Source organism: Paraliobacillus sp. X-1268 (assembly GCF_003426095.1).
GTDB lineage: Bacteria > Bacillota > Bacilli > Bacillales > Amphibacillaceae > Paraliobacillus_A > Paraliobacillus_A zengyii.
Genome location: NZ_QJSK01000003.1, coordinates 109746 through 130300, shown reverse-complemented (window position 1 = coordinate 130300; position 20555 = coordinate 109746). Strand labels below are relative to the sequence as shown.

At 35.2% G+C, this 20555-nt stretch carries 12 protein-coding genes and 1 pseudogene; 12 read left to right on the top strand and 1 reads right to left on the bottom strand.

The genetic code is table 11. From position 1 onward, the window contains the following. The first annotated feature begins 77 nt into the window (after positions 1-77). The 7 genes and pseudogenes from D2K62_RS06825 to D2K62_RS06790 all read left to right on the top strand — a co-directional run bounded on the left by D2K62_RS06825 (position 78) and on the right by D2K62_RS06790 (position 10707). Positions 78-2375 carry a beta-glucosidase gene (locus D2K62_RS06825; protein ID WP_117161134.1) on the top strand — a complete coding sequence of 766 codons (2298 nt, stop codon included), beginning with the start codon at positions 78-80 and terminating at the stop codon, positions 2373-2375. A gap of 609 nt (positions 2376-2984) precedes the next feature. Further along, a pseudogene (locus D2K62_RS18900) lies at positions 2985-3406 on the top strand (group II intron reverse transcriptase/maturase); the annotation flags it as partial. A 314-nt stretch (positions 3407-3720) separates the two neighbouring features. Continuing rightward, complete coding sequence (locus tag D2K62_RS06810; RefSeq protein ID WP_117149054.1) at positions 3721-5064, top strand: glycoside-pentoside-hexuronide (GPH):cation symporter; 1344 nt, start codon at positions 3721-3723, stop codon at positions 5062-5064. A gap of 303 nt (positions 5065-5367) precedes the next feature. After that, positions 5368-6909, top strand: a complete 1542-nt coding sequence (locus D2K62_RS06805) for a sulfatase family protein (protein WP_112179868.1) — start codon at positions 5368-5370, stop codon at positions 6907-6909. Between the two features lie 361 nt (positions 6910-7270). Continuing rightward, positions 7271-7465, top strand: a complete 195-nt coding sequence (locus D2K62_RS19410) for an SUMF1/EgtB/PvdO family nonheme iron enzyme (RefSeq protein ID WP_369974638.1) — start codon at positions 7271-7273, stop codon at positions 7463-7465. 311 nt (positions 7466-7776) lie between these two features. Continuing rightward, positions 7777-9009 (top strand): helix-turn-helix transcriptional regulator, encoded by a 1233-nt coding sequence (locus D2K62_RS06795; protein WP_112179870.1) that lies wholly within the window; start codon positions 7777-7779, stop codon positions 9007-9009. 243 nt (positions 9010-9252) lie between these two features. After that, entirely contained in the window at positions 9253-10707 is a 1455-nt protein-coding gene (locus D2K62_RS06790; protein WP_117161133.1) for a family 43 glycosylhydrolase, read from the top strand. 187 nt (positions 10708-10894) lie between these two features. Here the strand turns inward: D2K62_RS06790 and glf are convergent, their stop codons facing one another. Next, positions 10895-11995, bottom strand: a complete 1101-nt coding sequence (gene glf, locus D2K62_RS06785) for a UDP-galactopyranose mutase (protein WP_112179872.1) — start codon at positions 11993-11995, stop codon at positions 10895-10897. A gap of 217 nt (positions 11996-12212) precedes the next feature. Here glf and D2K62_RS06780 point away from each other — a divergent pair, with 217 nt between their 5' ends. From D2K62_RS06780 to D2K62_RS06760, 5 genes are all read left to right on the top strand, one after another. Next, positions 12213-13094, top strand: a complete 882-nt coding sequence (locus D2K62_RS06780) for a LysR family transcriptional regulator (protein WP_112179873.1) — start codon at positions 12213-12215, stop codon at positions 13092-13094. Between the two features lie 218 nt (positions 13095-13312). Further along, positions 13313-16195 carry a beta-glucosidase gene (locus tag D2K62_RS06775; RefSeq protein ID WP_117161132.1) on the top strand — a complete coding sequence of 961 codons (2883 nt, stop codon included), beginning with the start codon at positions 13313-13315 and terminating at the stop codon, positions 16193-16195. 106 nt (positions 16196-16301) lie between these two features. Then, positions 16302-18752, top strand: coding sequence for a beta-glucosidase family protein (locus D2K62_RS06770; RefSeq protein ID WP_117161131.1), 2451 nt, complete (start codon positions 16302-16304; stop codon positions 18750-18752). A gap of 35 nt (positions 18753-18787) precedes the next feature. Continuing rightward, a complete protein-coding gene (locus tag D2K62_RS06765) occupies positions 18788-19423 on the top strand; it encodes a hypothetical protein (RefSeq protein ID WP_112179876.1) in 636 nt (211 codons plus the stop codon). 13 nt (positions 19424-19436) lie between these two features. Next, positions 19437-20453: a glycosyltransferase family 2 protein gene (locus tag D2K62_RS06760; RefSeq protein WP_112179877.1), complete on the top strand. Its 1017-nt coding sequence runs from the start codon at positions 19437-19439 to the stop codon at positions 20451-20453. Positions 20454-20555: the final 102 nt, after the last annotated feature.

Here is a 20555-nt window from a genome sequence, read left to right as displayed (position 1 = left end):
ATTACCGAAAAAGTTATACAACAAACTATAATATAGATTATAGAGTTTAAAATTTTCTGATATTTGGAGGAATTGAAATGATAAGAGATGTAAATAAAATAATAGATCAAATGACTTTAGAAGAAAAAGTAGGTATGTGTTCTGGTTTAGACTTTTGGTACCTAAAAGGAATTGAAAGACTTGGTGTTCCATCAATTATGGTAACGGATGGCCCACACGGATTACGTAAACAAGCCGAAGATGCAGATCATTTAGGCTTAAGTAGTAGTGTTCCAGCAACTTGTTTTCCATCTGCAGTAGGTTTAGCAAGTTCATGGGACCGTAAGCTTGTTGAGAAAGTAGGAATTGCATTAGGGGAGGAAGCACAAACAGAAAATGTAGGTGTATTATTAGGGCCAGGAGCTAATATAAAACGTTCTCCATTATGTGGTCGAAACTTTGAATATTTTTCAGAGGATCCATATATATCGTCTGAAATGGCTGCCAGTCATATTAGAGGTGTTCAAAGCCAGGGTGTGGGTACTTCTCTGAAACACTTTGTAGCTAACAACCAAGAACACCGTCGTATGTCCATAGATGCAGTGATTGATGAACGAACATTTAGAGAAATATATCTTGCAAGTTTTGAAAATGCAGTAAAGAAAGCACAACCATGGACGGTGATGTGTTCTTATAATAAAGTAAATGGTGAGTTTGCTGCCGAAAGTAAAACATTATTAACAGATATTTTAAGAGATGAGTGGGCTTTTGAAGGATTTGTCGTTTCTGACTGGGGTGCAGTTAATGAACGTGTTGATGGTCTTGAAGCAGGTTTAGAACTAGAAATGCCAGCAAGTTATGGTATGGGTGATAAAAAGATACTAGAAGCTGTTAAAAACGGAAAACTTTCAGAAGTTAAGCTTGATCGCGCCGTAGAAAGATTACTTAGAATTATCTTTATGGCGGCTGATAATCATAAAGAAAATGCAAGTTATGATAAAGAAGAACACCATCAACTTGCTAAGCAAATAGCTAGTGAAGGAATGGTACTTTTAAAGAATGAAGATCAAGTACTACCACTCTCTAAGGATAATAATATAGCAATTATTGGTGCGCTAGCTGAAAAACCAAGATATCAAGGTGGAGGCAGTTCACATATTAACCCTACAAAACTTGATAATATATATGAAGAAATGCAAAAGGCTGCTTATAGCCAAAACAGTGTTACTTATTCACAAGGATACCACTTGAATAGTGATGATGTTGATGATCAATTAATAGCAAAAGCAAAAAAAATAGCAGCTAAATCAGATGCAGCTGTACTATTTATCGGATTACCAGATCGATATGAGTCGGAGGGGTATGATCGTTCTCACCTGCTTATTCCAGAAAATCAACGTCAATTGATTGATGAGGTATCGAAAGTGCAACCAAATGTGATCGTTGTTCTAAGTAATGGTGCACCAGTTGAGATGCCTTGGTTAAATAAGGTGAAAGCAGTACTTGAAGGATATCTAGGAGGTCAAGCTTTAGGTGGAGCAATTGCGGATCTGATTTATGGTACTGCAAATCCTAGTGGTAAGTTAGCTGAGACATTCCCAATGAAGGTAAGTGATAACCCATCTTACTTAAACTTCCCAGGTGAAGGTGATAAAGTGGAATATAAAGAAGGTATCTTTATTGGTTATCGTTACTATGATACGAAAAAAATAGAACCTTTATTTCCATTTGGATACGGCTTAAGCTATACTTCCTTTGAATATAATAATCTAAAAATTAATAATAAAGAGATTCAAGATACAGATACGATGACAGTTAGTGTAACTGTTAAAAACTCAGGTCAAATGGCAGGTAAAGAAGTTGTTCAACTATATGTAAAAGATAAACAAAGCACAGTGGTTAGACCTGAAAAGGAACTAAAAGGATTTGAAAAAGTAGATTTAAAACCAGGTGAAGAAAAGACAGTGACAATAACATTAGATAAGCGTGCGTTCGCCTATTATAATGTTGAACTTCAAGATTGGCATGTAGAATCAGGTGAATTTGAAATCTTAGTAGGTAAGTCGTCTAGAGAGATTGTTCTAACGGATACGATTAACGTTACATCCTCGGAATCGCTTGTACAAAAATTGCATAGAAATACATTAGTAGGTGATTTAATGGCTGATCCTAATTTAGCTCCACTTGCGACAGAATTGCTAAAAGAAGCGAATAAGAACAATCCATTATTTAATATGCCTGATGAATCAGATGAAATCGCTGCAATGATGGAAGCGATGATGAAGTATTTGCCATTACGTGCTTTAGCAAACTTTAGTGGTGGTAATTTCACAGAAGATAACCTAACGGATATGATTAATAAATTAAACGAAGTACAAAAGACACCGATAGAATAGACAAATTGAGATATATTAAAAGCAAACACAAACACATTAAGTGATTGTTGTTTGCTTTTTTAGTGTGCCCAGCATGGCGTAATCTATAGGGTGCAAGTCCTGAACTGTGAAGGTAGAAGTAACAGTTAACTTAACGCAAGGGTGTCCACGGTGACGTGGAATCTGAAGGAAGCAGCGGCAAACCTCCGGTCTGAGGAACACGAATTTCATAGAAGGCTAGGTGCAATTGGATGAGTTTGCTAAACAAAACAAAGTCCTTTCTAGCAAAGGTTGTACAGAGTAAATGAAGCAGATAGGTGGAGGGAAAGATTACGTTCTTACCTAGGGAGGTTCTGATAGATAGCGCAACGCATTGCGTAACCGAACAGATCACTGTTCGCTGAACTATCAGAAGTCAGCAGAAGCCATAGTACTAGATAATTCTAGAATATCTAGGAAGGGCTGAATCATTTAGGAAGAATTGTCACTTGGCGTACGTAACACTTGATGAAGCAGAAACAAGTAACCATTCCTAATGGAGGAAACGGTGAATCCCGTAGGGGACGACATTAAAAGGGCTGAAAGCTGTTACCACACAAAAAGAAGCGACAATTCACGTAGGAGTTGGATATCATGTTGGAGAAAATCTTGTCACGAGAAAACCTATTATGAGCCTTAGAACATGTAGAACGTAATAAGGGGAGTCATGGTATAGATGAAATTCCTGTACAAAAACCTACGAGCGTATATCATGGAAAACTGGTCTACCCTGCGTAAACAAATTGAAGAAGGTTCCTATTATCCGCAACTAGTCCGTCGTGTCGAAATCCCGAAACCAAACGGTGGGAAGAGGAAATTAGGTATTCCTACGGTGACAGATCGATTGATTCATTCAACAAGCAATTGCACAAGTTCTCACCGACATATATGATCCCACGTTTTCGAAATAGAGTTATGGCTTTCGACCTAACAAACGAAGACATGACGCGGTAAGACAAGCTAAAAGTTATATGAAACAAGGCTACCGCTGGGTGAATGATATGGATTTAGAATTCTAGGACTTGAAATAAGAAAAGCGATTGCTTTTAAGAAATTAACTCATGGTAGTTTCGTTAGTAAGATTATTCGTCCCTACGAAGTTTATATAATATAGAAGAGTAATAAAGTCGTATAATTAACAAATAGTTTTAATTAAATACTAAAAATATTAATATATAACCAAAATCAACAGGTTATAAATACTATAATAACTTTAATGAATAGTAAGCGCTTTCTGATTAATTATTTTTCTCAATATGTAACGGATATAATTATGGCATGCTAAATTGATTGAAATGTAGAGAGAATTTAAGAGGAGGTATTCTTAATGTATAAAGTAGATCAGGTTTCTTGGAAAGAAAGAATTAGTTATGGGCTGGCTGATACAGCATCAAATTTAATTTTTGTAATGGTGTCCACTTATTTATTATATTTCTACACGGATGTGGTTGGTGTTGGTGCTGGAATTGTTGGTACTTTATTCTTAATCGTAAGATTTCTGGATGCGGGTACCGACTTAATTGCTGGATATACCATTGACCGTACAAATACTAAATGGGGGAAGTTTAGACCTTATTTTTTATGGTTGGCAGTGCCGTTTGCGGTTATGGGTGTGGTAACTTTTCTTGCTCCAGATTTAAGTGGAAGTGGTAAAATTGTGTATGCTTATGCAACATACATTATATTAGGACTTATTTATACATTTATTAACATCCCTTTATCTGCGATGTTACCAAGTATGACGAACAATCCATTAGAAAGACATGAAGTAACTTCTATCCGTATGATTTTCGGACAAGCGGGTGGATTTATCGTCTCAGTTGCTACGTTACCGTTAGTTGCTCTACTTGGCGGTGGTGATGAATCAAAGGGCTTCGCATTAACAATGGCTTTGTTTGGTGTGATTGCTATACCAATGTTTATTAATGCATTTAAAAATACAAGAGAACGTGAATATTATAAAGCTCAAAAGGATGTTCCATTCAAAGAAGGAATTAAAGCTTTTAATATTCCTTGGCTAATCATTTTCATTACAAAAATGGCATTCTTTTTCGTTTTTATCATTCGTAACCAATCAACAATTTACTTTGTAAAGTATAACTTTGGTAATGAAAGTATTATTCCAATTGTGATGGGGCTTAATTATTTAACTGTTGTATCATTACTTCTTATTCCATGGTTCACCAAAAGACTTGGTGGTAAAAAGACGATGCAGACTGGTATTATATTCTCCATTGTAGGATCCTTAGTTATTTTCTTAAGTATTTTTGCCACATCTGTTCCTTTATTATTAATAGGAGTTGGAATTGGTGGATTAGGTTTAGGATTAGTTCCAAGTTTATTATTCTCGATGATTGCAGATACCATTGATTACGGCGAATGGAAATCTGGTGTACGTGCGAACGGACTATTATACTCAGGTTCAACGTTTGCAGCAAAATTCGGAATGGGAATTGGTGGAGCTGCGGGTGCATGGATGTTAGCTTTAGGAAATTATGATCCAAGTCTAGCACAACAATCAGCTTCTGCTTTGAATGCAATTGAATTCGCCTTTATATGGTTCCCAGTTATCAGCTTTAGTTTGGTATTAATTTTATTGCAGTTCTATAAATTAGATAAAATTCATCCGCAAATTGTAAGAGAGATAGAAGAAAGAAATAAGAATAACTAAAGAAATATAAATACTGAATAAAGTAACAAACTAATTGATCCCAGTGTAACGGTCCGTAGGACTTCCATTTCAAAATATGAGTTAAGACGAAATATTTAAGTGGGAGTAATCGGACGCTAACACCTTTATTGGTTCAACTAATAATCAGTTGGGAAGAAGAACTTCTCAATATTTGAAGTTTCCCTTTATTACATTACTATTTCCTTATTCACTAAAGATCCTTTCAGAAGTATAGTGAATTAAGTTACAATAAAATTTGCATGATACAAAATTATACTATTATAGAAAAAGGAGAGGTTTTAAATGAGAGTATTATTTTTAGACTTGGATTCAGTAAGCCCGCAACACCTAGGATGTTATGGTTATAATCGTAATACTTCACCAAATATCGATAAGATAGCAGATAAAGGTGTTCGATTTGATAATTACTATACATCTGATGCACCATGTGCACCTTCAAGAACAGCATTAATGTCTGGCCAATTTGGTATTCGTAATGGTCTTGTAGGACACGGAGGTACTGCAGGTGATATGAAAGCAGAAGGAACTGAACGAGAACTTTTTGGGAAACTTTCACTAGGTAGTTCTTTACCGTCATTTTTAAAATTAGGAGCGGGACTAAATACGGCTCTGATAAGTCCGTTCGTGGAACGTCATTCAACATATAATTTCTATGCAGGATTTAATGAGATTTTTAATACCGGTGGATTTGGTATGGAGTCAGCCGAGCAGGTTACTCCAGTTGCTAAAGAATGGTTGGAGAAAAACGGTAAAAAGGATGATTGGTTCTTATATATTAACTATTGGGATGCTCATACACCTTATCGTGCTCCTGAAAGTTATGGTAATCCTTTTGTAGAAGAACCATTACCAAAATGGGCAAACGAAGAGACATTAGAAAAACATAAGCAAGGAGTTGGTCCTCACTCAGTTCATGAATTGGAAATTGATCATTTTGGCATGACATATACGAATGAGATATCTGAAAAGTTCCCTCGTAGTCCTGGTGAAATAAAAAATATGGATGATTTAAGAAAGATGATCGATGGTTATGATACTGGAATTAAATATATTGATGAGAATCTTGGTAAGCTATTTGAAGTAATGGAAAAACAAGGTATAATGGAAGATACTGTAATCATAATTTCAGCTGATCATGGTGAAAACATGGGACAACTAGGAATCTATGGTGAACATGGTACTGCTGACGATGGCACATGTCGTATTCCTATGGTTATTCAGTGGCCAGGTATGAAGCAAGGTACAGTAGACGAAGGTCTACATTATCATCTTGATTTACCAGTTACTTTAGCTGAATTATTGGATATTCCTGCTTCACCAGGATGGGATGGAAGAAGTTTTGCGCCTGTTTTAACTAATGGTGAAGAATCTGGACGTGATTATTTGGTTGTATCCCAATGTGCTCATGTAGCACAACGTAGTGTTCGGTTTGGTGATTGGTTATATATGAGGACTTATCACGATGGTTATCATTTGTTTGATAAGGAAATGTTATTCAATCTTGTAGAAGATCCACGAGAAGAAAACAATGTTGCAAAACTGCACAGAGACAAATGTATGGAAGGTGCGTACTATTTGCAGGAATGGCATGATGAAATGATGTTTAGAACAGGCGATGATGTAGATCCGTTATGGACAGTTATTAAAGAAGGTGGACCATTTCATGCAAAAGGGTTCTTAAAAAATTATGGTAAACGTTTGATTGAAACTGGAAGAGAAGCTCAATTTAATGAATTAAAGAAAAAGCACCCTCAAGAATTTCCTGAGGAAAAGGATCTGTTAAGTGAAAAGTTTAAAGGGGAAATGTTAAAAGGCCTATTCTAAAATTAGTGAAGTCCTAGACCGCTCGCCAAAAAAACATCTGTCTTAAAAGTCAAAGGACAGGTGTTTTTTTCTTGTAAAAATATGTTAGAATATGAGTGAGTTACGAATTAGGTTTTATATCTTAATAGAGATGGCTGAAATTTGCTTCTGTACAATATAGTAATTATTATTTTACAAGCAGAAGAGGACTACGGTTTGGAATAATAAAAAATGTACAATTCTTGAATAATAATAAGGATGAGGCAAGTTCATTTTGTGAAGTATTATTGATGTAAATAGACAATTTCCTAAGAAAAACAAGGTGTTATACTTCCTAAAAATGGATCAGTTCCCTGCTGACTAAAATAAACGACTATTTTTAATTAAGCAAAAAAAGTATCCGCTGGGCGATATAATAAGACCTAATGGGATGCAGATATATTATTGTAATATTTGGCAAGGAGATTTTCCGCGTCAGAACACAGAAGAAGAGGGTTTTCTTAATACAGCACCTGTTAAATCATTTTCGCTAAATGAGAATGGCTTTTATAATATGGTAGAAAAAATATGGGATTAGTGTGAAGATTGTTTTACGAATAGACTTGATCGTAAAACAGATTAATAGTCAGACTCAAAAGGTTATGGGTGACGGATCTTATCTATGCCATAAATCTTATTGTAACCGATGTCATTTAGGTGCTCATAGTTCAAATACACTTGATAGTTCCAAAGGTAATATAGGTTTTCGATGAGCAGAAGATGTTGAATAAATAGAGTTCTAGGTTTTAAATAAAAAATTTTTTCTGACATTTATAAGCTCGATTTATATAGCGAAATTGACTTATCATGTAAGATGTCAGAATAGAATGAATAAAGGAGCCTGCTACTATGTTACCGAATCAGGAGCATTTAGAATATATCTGTGAAATTCTTAGTCTATCTTATGATCTGCCTGCTTTTATATTAAATAAAGAAGGAGTTATTCAGTTTGAATCTGGATCAAACTTTGTCAAACATCCATTGATTCAATCAAAAACAGAACTATTCCATCAATTGACAGATCAAAATGATAGTTGTGAATTTCCTATTTTTCGGATAACTATTTATTTAGAAAACTTTATATCGGTAGCATTAAAAGACAGTCATGGCTATTATGGAGCAATTTTAATAGGTCCAATTATTGACTCTCGATTAATAGAGGAGATGATAGAAGGACTAGTATCGGACTTAAAGGTTCCTAGTTATAAAAAAGAAAGCGTTTTCAAATATTATAGAGAATTGCCTAACATGAGTAAAATGAAAATAGCCTATCTAAGTTTGCACTTGTATTATATGTTATACAAAAGAAGACTGGATCCTGTGGATGTAATTGAGAAAAATAGATCAATAAACAAAAAAATAGTAGAAATAGAGGATCCAAACTATAGTGTCTCAAAAAGAAGGCAGGATGTTCGTTTACACCATGACTTATTGTATGAGCAGAAAGTTCTCCAATGTGTTGTGGAAGGAAATAAAGTTGGAGTGATTAAGTATTGGAGATCAAATGATGAAGAAGGAGATTTAGGGGTACTATCAAAGAAAAGTCATCTTAGACATTTAAAAAACCTTGGAATATCTGCTATCACTCTAGCTACTAGAGCTGCCATGAAAGGTGGGATTAATCATGAGGTTGCTTACACATTGAGTGATCTGTATATTCAAAACATAGAAGATATAGATACAAGCAAAAATGTTGAGCTATTCATAGAGCATACCTTAGGCGATTTTGCAGAGCGAGTAAGGAAAAATAAACAACAAAAATATTCTAGACCAGTAAACTTTTGTCTGAACTATATTTTCAATCATCTCTATGACGAGATCAGCCTAGATATCCTTGCAAATGTTTCAGGAGTTCATCCTAATTATTTATCTGCAATTTTCAGAAAAGAAGTTGGAACTACGATGAAAAATTATATTCTTAATACTAAGATTGAAGAGGCCAAGACGCTTATACAGTTTACTGAATACTCCTTATTGAAAATTTCAACGTTGTTAAATTTTTATGACCAAAGTTACTTTACAAAGATATTTAAAAGATTTGTAGGAGTAACACCATATCAGTATAAAAATAATCTTAAATAAACGGAAACAAGGAAATATGGGTATAAGTATGTATTTTTCTGTAGATATTTAGGAAGTAAAAAAACAAGAAATCACTTTATCGATTGGACTTTAATATTTAATAGCAATGGATTGATTAACAACTTTATGTTTATCCCCCCTTCTCTTTGGTTGCTATCATTTTGGTGAAATATTAGTTAAGCTTTGATTAGAAACCAAACTTTAAAAAAATAGATTTTGCATACAGAAAGAAGGCTGAAAGAAATGGGGAAAATGGCTGTTAATCCTTATTTACCGAGTTATGAATATATTCCTGATGGCGAGCCTTATGTATTTGGTGACAGAATATATGTATATGGCTCCCATGACCGTTTCAACGGCAAGTTTTTTTGTATGAACGATTATGTTTGTTGGTCGGCTCCAGTTGATGACTTAAGTGATTGGAGATATGAAGGAGTTATTTATAAGAAGAAACAAGATCCAAAGAATAAACTAGGTTTGAAACACATGTATGCTCCTGATGTCGCAAAGGGGCACGATGATCGATATTACTTATATTATGCGCTTCTATTTAGTAGTGAAGTGGCTGTGGCAGTCTGTGATTCCCCTGCTGGTAACTTTGAGTTTTATGGCTATATCAGTAACCCAGATGGTACACTTTTGTCGAGCGAAAAGGCAGAGCCATTTCTATTTGATCCAGGTGTATTTGTTGATGATGATGGAAAAGTTTACTTATATTCTGGTTTTGCTCCAGAAAAGGGCTTACCAGCCATAATAACAGGTGGAAAAAAACGTACATTTGGAGGTGGTTATGTTACTGAGTTAGCCGCTGATATGAAGACTGCATTAAGTAAATCTACATTAATCTTTCCTAAAGTAGGGGAAGCGGAAGGGACAAGTTTTGAAGGTCATGAGTTCTTTGAGGCGAGTTCCATGCGTAAAATAAACGACACGTATTACTTTATTTATTCTTCCATTAACGGCCATGAGTTATGTTATGCGACTAGTAAAAGCCCAATGACTGGGTTTGAATTTGGTGGAACGATTATAAGTAACGGCGACTTGTATATAAATGGTTTCTTGAAAGATAAACATGCTACTAATTACATTGGGAATAATCACGGCAGTATAGTTTCTATAAAAGGACAATGGTATATTTTTCATCATAGGCAAACAAACAGGCATCATTATTCTAGACAAGGACTTGCGGAACCTATAGAAATAAAGGAGGATGGCTCTATACCACAAGTCGAGATGACATGTTCTGGCTTAAACAATGGTCCTTTAAGTGGTAAAGGCGAATACGAAGCATGTATTGCCTGTCAGCTTATGTCAAAAGAGGGTGCTGGTAGGTATGGTACGTATTTTGGCAATATTACATTTAGAAAACATCCTTATTTCACACAAACTGGAAGAAATAGGGAAAACAACCCTACGCAGTATATAGCTAATATGAGAGACGGTGCAGTTGCTGGATTTAAATATTTCTTGATCAATGATTTGAATGAAATTGCTGTACAGATCCGTGCAACAGGTAATGGAGAAATTCTAGTATCTACTTCATTAGATAAAGAACCTATTGCTAGTATTCCAATCAAGAAAAGTACAAATTACAGCTATTTTCAAACGAATGTGACTATAGCTAATGGCAAACAAGCATTGTATTTCACTTATAAAGGCTCGGGAAAGTTGGATTTTAAATCTTTTCGTTTAAATTAATTAAGAATGAGGGAACTAAAACGGATATCACAAAGGAGTTCCGTTGAGGATTTAGCCAAAAGAAACCCTTAGTGTATCACAAGGTGTCCAGTGCATTGAGTGAAAATGGACGCTAATTGATAGCTAAGGGTACTCGAAATGAATCATAATTATAAGAATAAAAGTAGTATACCTAAATAATATTTTATCAACCAAATACCTTGTCAACTGTTGCTAAAGCTGAACCGATAACTTGATGCATATCGTAATATTTATATGTTGCTAATCTACCTCCGAATATTACGTTTTTTTCATTAACAGTTAACTGCTTGTACTTTTTATAAATTTCATTATTTTTATCATCATTAATTGGGTAATATGGTTCATCCCCGACCTTCCATTCCTTAGGATATTCTTTTGTGATTACTGTTTTATCCTGTGTACCAAATTCAAAGTGTTTATGCTCAATAATCCGTGTATAAGGTGTCTCTTTATCTGTATAGTTGACAACAGCGTTACCTTGATAATTATCTGTGTCTTCCAAAATACTCGTTTCAAATTGTAAACTTCGATATTCTAACACACCATATTTATAATCATAATATTGATCGATCATACCTGTATAGACTATTTTGTCAGCTAAACTTTCTAATTCTTCTCGTTCTTTAAAAAAGTCAATCTTTAATCTTACATCAATTCCTTCTAACATTTTTTCAATAATACCAGTATAACCACCAATCGGAATTCCCTGATAGCGATCATTAAAATAATTATTGTCATATGTAAAACGAACTGGTAAGCGTTTGATAATAAAGGCTGGTAACTCTTTTGCTGACCTTCCCCATTGCTTCTCCGTGTAGCCTTTTATTAGCTTTTCATAAATATCTGTACCTACTAATGAAATAGCCTGCTCTTCTAAATTTTTTGGTTCGGTTGCACTAGTATTGACTTTTTGCTGTTCAATTTTTTCTTTGGCTTCCTCTGGGTTAACAACTCCCCATAACTTATTAAATGTGTTCATATTAAAAGGCAGGTTATATAGTTCTCCCCGATAGTTTGCAAGTGGTGAATTAGTATAGCGATTAAACGCAGCAAACTCATTTACATATTCCCATATTTTTTTGTTATTTGTGTGAAAAATGTGCGCACCATACTTGTGAACATTGATCCCTTCTAGTTGTTCTGTATAGACATTACCACCAATATGATTTCGTTTATCAATAACTAGACACTTCTTACCTCTTTTTTTTGCTTCATAAGCAAATACTGAGCCAAATAAACCGGCACCAACAATTAAATAATCATACATGTTAAATCTCCTTAAAGTTACATATAGTGAACTATTACCTTTTAATTCGTCAAAGATAGAGTATGGATTGAATTATATCAAAGTACTATCAATTAATAAAGAACATCAATTACGCTAGTATAAAGGGAGATTCTGATAGTATTGTAGATTGCAAAAATTATAATCTGAGTGCTATACTAGGTTTAAAGTGTGGAGAGACTGATTAAAAGGTGAAAATATGAATATAGAATCATTACAACATTTCAATAAAGTTTATCAAATGAATAGTATAAATTCCGCAGCAAAGGAACTATTTATTACACCACAGGGATTAAGTAAGACGATCAAACAATTAGAGTTAGAATTTGAGACGGATTTATTTGACAGAAAGCCTCGCGGAATGGAACCAACGGAAGCTGGTGAATTATTATATGCTAGATCTCAACATATTGTGTATCTTATGGAAGATTTAAAAAAAGAGATTAGCATTATTAGTGGACGAAAAGGGACATTAAATGTGGTGGTAACATACTCTTCAACAGCAGTTATACCTGTTGAATTTTTATATGGATTTTCAACAAACTATCCAGATATCCAAATTAAAATTAGTGAGCTGCCCGATGAATCTAATCTAGATCTGTTGTTTCAAGAAGAAGTTGATGTCGGACTAGTTACTGACTATGAAGATATTGAAAACTGTGAACATGAATTAGTATCTGAAGGAGAAGCAGTTGTTGTTGTTTCTAAAGACCACTGGTTAGCAAATAAGGATGAAGTAATGGTCGAGGATCTAAAAGAAGAGCCATTGGTAATAAAGTCTGTCCGAAAAGGGAAAGAGCACAATTTTGTTGATAAGTGTTTGGAAAAAGGCTTCACACCAAATGTTGTCCATGAATTTGGTAATATTCTAACGGCACATAGATTGTGTGAGTTGAATGGATATGTAGTTGTTTCAGTAGATTATGTTGAAAATTCAATTGAGAAACAAAATTTAAAAGTTATAAAGTTAAAAGAAAAAATCCCACAGAATATATATTTAGTTTCAAGAAAAAGAGGTATCCAATCTAAGGCAATTATGCTGTTTAAGAGTTATATTAAAGACCTAAAAGAAAAAAGTTAGTCGATTTTATGTGCTGAATAGCCCGTAAAATCGACTTTTTTCGTTATAACAAACCAAAAGTTACTCCCCCCTAACTTTTGGTTTATAGTCCAATCGTAAAATTTCCGTTAAACTTAGAATATGTTAGTAAAACGCTTTCAAATAAATTGATAGCGCTCTATATAATAGAGGAGGGTAAGTAGTTACTTAGATTTATAAATTAGGGGGTTAATACAGACATGGCAAAGAAGAAAATGGGTAAGAAAAAATTTCGCATTATTATGAGTTCTATTTTAAGTGTGCTACTGGTACTAGCTATTGGAGCAAACGTAGCTTTAGGCTATTATTCAGATGTTATTACATCGTATTTTTCAGAAATTGATATAACTAGTGATGAGGCGGTTACAGCTCGTGATCATTCAGTAGAAGTTGTTGAACAAATTACAGATGAAGGTATTGTCCTTTTGCAAAATGAAGAAAACGCTTTACCGTTTGCTGAAGGAACAAAAGTAAATGTTTTTGGTTGGAGCTTCACAAATCCAATTTATGGAGGAGCGGGCTCAGGTGGTACTGATGCATCGACAGCCATTACGCCTAAAGCAGGGTTTGAGGCTGCAGGAATTGAGATTAATGAGGAATTATATAATGCTTATACTGCCACTGACCTGGAAAGACCGATAATTGGTATAGAAGGTCAAGATTTTACTATTCCAGAGCCTCAACCAGAAGGTTTCTATACAGAAGATTTAATGGCTCATGCGAAAGAATACTCGGATACAGCTGTTATCTTTATCGCCCGTTCGGGTGGGGAAGGTGCAGATCTTCCGAAAAGTTTATCTGGACCAGATACGTATGATCCAGAAGGCGGTCCACAGGGTCCTACTGGACAAACATTTGGTTTTGAAGATGACCAAGACCCAAACAAACATTATCTAGAACTTACGAATAGAGAACTAGGAATGCTTGAAGCTGTAACAGCAGCTAATTTTAGTAACGTCATTGTCGTTGTAAACAGTGCAAACACTTTCGAACTTGATTGGGTTAATGATTACGATGAAATTAAAAGTGTTGTAAATATTGCGGGACCAGGACAAAGTGGATTTGGTTCATTAGGTAAGGTTCTTGCCGGTGATTTAAATCCATCAGGTAAAACAGTAGATATTTATGCTTCTGATGTTCTTGACGCACCAGCAGTTAGTAATTTTGGTGATTTTGATTATGTTGTTGAGAATGCGGATGAAACATATTCTACAGCTAGTGATTCTGAAGGTGTTCCATTGAAATATGTTGATTTGGCTGAAGGGATTTATGTAGGTTATCGTTATTATGAAACCGCTGCCGACTTGGGAACAATCGACTATGATGAAGAAGTATTATATCCATTTGGGCATGGTTTAAGCTATACAGATTATGAGCAAGAGGTCGTAACGGACAGTTTAACTTGGGATGAAACGGATATTTCCGTTGATGTAGAAGTAACGAATACAGGTTCAGTAGCAGGTAAAGAGGTAGTTCAACTTTATTACTCTGCACCGTATACTGGACAAATTGAAAAGTCATCAATTGAGCTTGCAGCATTTGCAAAAACAAACGTCATTGAACCTGGAGAATCAGAGGTTGTAACAGTTTCTTTCGAAGTAGAAGATATGGCTGCATATGACTCTAATAAATTATTCAGTGCGGATGGTTCTTATGTACTTGAAGCAGGCGAATATAACCTTATGTTGATGAAAGACTCACACGAAAAAATTGCTGATGTGGGTTCAGAAACACTTTCAGAGATTGTATATGATTCTGGACGTTCTACAGACGAACAAGTAGCAGTAAACCAGTTCGATGAAGAAGTTACTGGTGAAGGAAGTATTGAGACCTATCTTTCTCGAGCGGATGGCTTTGCGAATTTAGATGAGATTGATCAAAATGAAACGTTTACTGTAACGAATGAGGATGGAACTACTAGAGAAGTTGAGGGTACATTAGTAGATTCTACCTTTGTTGACATGGTAAATAGTAAGCGGTACGATGTGCCAGCTGATACACAAGATTCAGCACCTACAACAGGTGCAGATAATGGATTAACGCTAGATGAATATGAAGATGTAGCTTTTGATGATGAAAGCTGGGAGCCATTACTAGATCAATTGTCTGTTGATGACTTGGTTAATGTTGTTACACATGGTGGCTATAAAACGGTTGAGCTTGAATCAGTTGGTAAACCAGCTACAACAGATTATGACGGACCTGCAGGTATCAGTTCATTCTTAGCGGCAACACCTGTATCAGGTATTCCATTCCCTGCAGAAGTAATGCTTGCATCTACATGGAATGTCGAGCTTGCTACAGCAATGGGTGAAGCAATTGGCGATGAAGCACAAGCATATGGAGTTACAGGTTGGTATGCTCCGGCAATGAACATTCACCGTACAGCCTTTGCAGGAAGAAACTTTGAGTATTACTCAGAAGATCCATTCCTTTCTGGGGAATTTGCAGCTGCTACTACAGCAGGTTACCAAAGCAAAGGTGGATTTGTATACATGAAACACTTCGCCTTAAATGACCAGGAAGACAACCGTACGTTAGGTGTACTAACTTGGGGTAATGAACAATCGATTCGTGAAATTTACTTGAAACCGTTTGAAGTTGCAGTTAAAGAAGGTGGCGCATTAGGTGTGATGTCATCTTTTAACAGTATCGGTAGTGTTTGGGCTGGTGCAGACGAAAGTTTGCTTAAAGAAGTTCTACGCAACGAGTGGGGATTTAACGGTACAGTTAATACAGACTTCTATATCTTGGAGTCATATCCGTACATGAACGCTGAGCTTGCTGTACGTGCAGGTAATGATATCATGCTTACTGGTGTAGCGCCATTTGGTATACCTGAGTTTAATACGGACAGTAATGATACATTATGGGCGTTGAGAGATGCTGCGAAAAATGTACTTTACACTGTTGCTAACAGTAGTGCGATTGAAGACGGCATGAGTTCGGATACACCGCAATGGGTTGTCATCACAATTGTTGTTGATAGTCTTGTAGGTCTAGGAATCATTCTTGGTTTCTTCTTCACTTTCCGTAACTCCAAAAAGAGAGATGTGAGCACAGAAAGCAATAAATTAGCATAGATAAAATTTAAAGCATTTAAGGGGAACAAACATCTAATTTTGAAAAAATAAAAATCAGCGGTATTCCATAGGGACTACCGCTGAAAACATAAAAGAGGACTGACATATGAAAAATGTGGATGTAATTAAAAAAAAGACGTTTAAATATAGAGAGATAATTGAAAAATTGACGTTAGAAGAGAAAGCTTCATTAATGTCAGGGAAAGATTTTTGGCAAACGCAAGATATAGAAAGACTTGGAATAAATAATATCTTTCTAGCTGATGGCCCGCATGGTATAAGAAAACAAGCGGAAGCAGCTGATCATCTTGGACTGAATGAAAGTATACCGGCAACTTGTTTTCCGCCAGCAGCAACAGTAGCTAATAGTTGGAATACTGAACTAGGAGAAAAAATTGGACAGTATCTTGGAAAAGAGGCAGTAGCACAAAAGGTAAATGTATTACTGGGCCCTGGTATTAATATGAAGAGAGATCCATTGTGCGGAAGAAACTTTGAATATTTTAGTGAAGATCCTTATCATGCTGGCCAAATGGCTGCAAGTTATATAAAAGGAATTCAATCAAATGGCATTTCTGCATGTGTGAAACACTTTGCCGTGAATAACCAGGAAGAAAGACGGATGTCTATTGATACAATAGTGGATGAAAGAACACTGAGGGAAATCTATTTAACTGCATTTGAAATAGCTATTAAAGAAGGTAAAACAAAAACGGTTATGTCTTCTTATAACATGTTAAATGGTGCCTATACCAATGAGAACATTCATTTAATGAGAGAAATCTTACGTAATGAGTGGAACTTTGATGGTGTTGTTGTGACTGATTGGGGCGGAAGTAATGACCGGGTGGCAGGACTTATAGCTGGAAATGAGTTGGAAATGCCTACGACTGCTGGTGAGACGAATCAAGAAATTATTGAAGCAATTAAAAGTGGGGAAATTAAAGAGGAAGTTTTAGATGAATGTGTAGACAGAATACTTGAACTGATTTTTACAACAGAGGAAGTATATGAGAAGCCTTATAAAAAAGAGTTTGATGTTAAAGAACATCATAAAGTAGCGCAGGAAGTTGCAGAAGAGTCAATCGTCCTTCTTAAAAATGAAAATAATATCTTACCGCTTAAGAACAGTGTTAAAGTTGCTACTATTGGTGACTTTGCAAAAGAAGCTCGTTATCAAGGTGCCGGATCATCGGTTGTTAATCCAACAATTTTAGATAATACGTTAGATTGTTTAGAGGAATCAGGAATTATTAATATTGGTTATGAACCTGGATTTGAACGCTATGGAAAGAAAAGTAAGAAAAAAATAGATAAAGCATGTGCGCTTGCAAAAAACGCAGATGTTGTTCTTTTATATATTGGTTTGGATGAGGCTACCGAAGCTGAAGGATTAGATAGACAAAACATGAAAATTCCTGAAAACCAAATAGAGCTATTAAATGCTTTGCACGAAGTTAACCCGAATATTGTGGCGATTATTTCTAGCGGTGCTGCAGTAGAAATGCCGTGGATAGATAAAGTGAAAGGCTTATTACATGGTTATTTAAGTGGTCAAGCAGGGCCAAGGGCAATTCTTAGGGTTTTAACAGGTGATGTTAATCCTTCAGGAAAATTAGCAGAAACATACCCAATTCGTTATGAGGATACACCTGCTTATCACCATTTCCCTGGTAAGGAAGTTAGTGTTGAATATAGAGAAGGAATGTTTATAGGTTATCGTTATTATGATACAGCAAAAGTAAATGTTCTTTTTCCTTTTGGTTATGGACTTAGTTATACGACATTTGACTACACAGATATTCAAGTAGATAAACAAGGTGTTACATTTAAAATAACAAATACAGGAAATAGTGCGGGAATGGAAAGCGCACAACTATATGTAGGATGTAAATCAGATGAAATTTTCAGACCAGAAAAGGAACTAAAGGGCTTTGTTAAGGTATTTATAGAAGCTGGAGAATCAAAGTTTGTAACGATCCCTTTTGATGACAAGACTTTTCGTTATTTCAATGCAAAAACGAATCAGTGGGAAATAGAAACAGCGGATTATGTAATCAAGGTTGGTGCATCAAGTGCGGATATTAAATTAGAGGCAAGTCTTTTTGTTGAAGGCACAAGTGCACCAAGTCCATACGATAAAGAAAAGCTTTCTTCCTATTACTCTGGAAAAGTAAACAACGTAAATATTGATGAGTTTGAGACGCTTCTTGGACGAAAAGTACCTGTCTCTACATGGGATCGAACAAAACCACTTGGATATAATGATTCGATTGCACAGTGTCAATATGCAAAAGGTTTATTCGCTAGGTTTGTATTTCACTCCATAACATTTTCCCATTGGTTCCTTAGAAAAATAGGAAAAAGAAGTACTGCAAATCTTATCATGATGTCAATCTATCATATGCCCTTTAGAGGAATCGCTAGAATGACAGGTGGCATTATCAACATGCAGATGTTGGATGGCATTTTAATGATAGTAAACGGTCAATTCTTTAAGGGATTGAAACATTTGTTAAATGAAAGAAAGATAATGTTAAAAAGTCGCTTAAGTTAAAAAAATGTTGGCGCTGGCGGCAAAGGAGAGGTAAAATGAAGAGTGAAAGAGTGGAAGATAAAAAGAATAAAAAAGGACTAATTGGGTTTTGGAAGAGATACAAGGAAAATCATCCTAACATTGCACAATTTTTAGTGTTCTTTCTGCTAAGTAATGGAGTGACCGCGCTACAACTTATTTTAATGCCTGTCTTTAAGAGTATCTTTGCCCAAACATCATTAGTAAGTACTAGTTTTCAAGTATTACAGGTTGGGCAAACCTTTGATGGTAGTGATTATTATGTATTTGATTATGCTGCTGGAGCTCTCTCAGCAGGTGGTGGTGGGGGTCTTGCTTACTTTCTTGCAGTCCAAATAACAATTGCTATTGCGCAGATTATTAATTTCTTTGCCCAAAGAAGCATCACGTTTAAATCAAACTCTAATATTTGGAAGGCATTCTCTTGGTATTTAATTGCCTACATTATTATAACAATTGGTGCAGCTGCAGCTCAGGGAATTTATAAAGCTCCTATTTATAATTTATTAATGAACACGTGGGGTTTTGGTGCTGCAGGTGAAACAACAGCAGATGTTATTACAATGATCATAAACAGTGCAATTGCCTTCTGGGTATTCTTCCCGATATTTAAAATTATTTTCAAACAAGAGCCAGAAACAAAGGCGAAGTAAAGGTAGTGTGAGTATGAAAATATTATCAGTAGTTATACCCTGCTATAATTCACAAGATTATATGAGATATTGCATAGAATCCCTCCTACCTGGAGGGGAAAACGTAGAGTTACTGATAGTTAATGATGGCTCCGTTGATCGAACTGGAGAAATAGCAGATGAGTACGCAAATAAGTACCCGACTATCATAAAAACAATTCATCAAGAAAATGGTGGGCACGGAGAAGCTGTTAATGCAGGCATCCGAAATGCTACGGGATTATATTTTAAAGTAGTAGATAGTGATGATTGGGTAGACATAAGGGCATATCTTAAAATATTAGAATCTTTAAATGATCTTTTTGTAGAAGAAACATACGTTGATATGATGATTAGTAATTTCGTCTATGAAAAAGAAGGTGCAAGGTATAAAAAGATCATGAAATATGATAACGTCCTTCCAGAAGGAATAGTTTTTACCTGGAGTGATATAAAGCCATTTCGTAAAGGGCAGTATATTTTGATGCATTCTGTTATATATAGAACGAATTTACTTAGAGAGTGCGGATTAGAGCTACCGAAACATACTTTTTATGTTGATAACTTGTATGTTTATCGACCGCTTGAGCACGTTAAAAAAATCTTCTATGTCAATGTCGATTTTTATAGATATTTTATCGGCAGGGAAGACCAGTCGATTCAAGAAAATATTATGATAAAAAGAATTGATCAACAGATTAAAGTCAATAAACTCATGATAGATCAAGTAGAGTTAAAGAATATTAGAAATCCAATGCTCCAGCATTATATGCTTAGACATTTGGAAATTGTTACAATAGTATCTGCAATTTTATTAATTCGTTCAGGATCAGCAGAAAACTTGAAAAAGAAAAAAGAACTATGGAAGTATATTAAAGATAAAGATATTCATTTGTACCATAGTCTTAAATACGGGATTATGGGCGGGTTGATTAATTTACCAGGTCGTGCAGGACGTCGTATTTCTGTAGGGGCATATAAGATATCACAAAGGTTAGTAGGTTTTAATTAACTAAAGAATTGTAGGAAGATCTACAATATATACATCACATCTTGAAAATTAAAGATATGAATAATGAGGACATCATTTTGATGTCCTCATTATTTTTTACTG

Bases quoted from the DNA above. Each gene is read 5' to 3' on its own strand.
- D2K62_RS06780 (WP_112179873.1), top strand. From the start codon at position 12,213: ATGAATATAGAATCATTACAACATTTCAATAAAGTTTATCAAATGAAT.
- D2K62_RS06805 (WP_112179868.1), top strand. From the start codon at position 5,368: ATGAGAGTATTATTTTTAGACTTGGATTCAGTAAGCCCGCAACACCTA.
- D2K62_RS06795 (WP_112179870.1), top strand. From the start codon at position 7,777: ATGTTACCGAATCAGGAGCATTTAGAATATATCTGTGAAATTCTTAGT.
- D2K62_RS06825 (WP_117161134.1), top strand. From the start codon at position 78: ATGATAAGAGATGTAAATAAAATAATAGATCAAATGACTTTAGAAGAA.
- D2K62_RS06760 (WP_112179877.1), top strand. From the start codon at position 19,437: ATGAAAATATTATCAGTAGTTATACCCTGCTATAATTCACAAGATTAT.
- D2K62_RS06770 (WP_117161131.1), top strand. From the start codon at position 16,302: ATGAAAAATGTGGATGTAATTAAAAAAAAGACGTTTAAATATAGAGAG.
- D2K62_RS06775 (WP_117161132.1), top strand. From the start codon at position 13,313: ATGGCAAAGAAGAAAATGGGTAAGAAAAAATTTCGCATTATTATGAGT.
- D2K62_RS06790 (WP_117161133.1), top strand. From the start codon at position 9,253: ATGGGGAAAATGGCTGTTAATCCTTATTTACCGAGTTATGAATATATT.
- glf (WP_112179872.1), bottom strand. From the start codon at position 11,995: ATGTATGATTATTTAATTGTTGGTGCCGGTTTATTTGGCTCAGTATTT.
- D2K62_RS06810 (WP_117149054.1), top strand. From the start codon at position 3,721: ATGTATAAAGTAGATCAGGTTTCTTGGAAAGAAAGAATTAGTTATGGG.
- D2K62_RS06765 (WP_112179876.1), top strand. From the start codon at position 18,788: ATGAAGAGTGAAAGAGTGGAAGATAAAAAGAATAAAAAAGGACTAATT.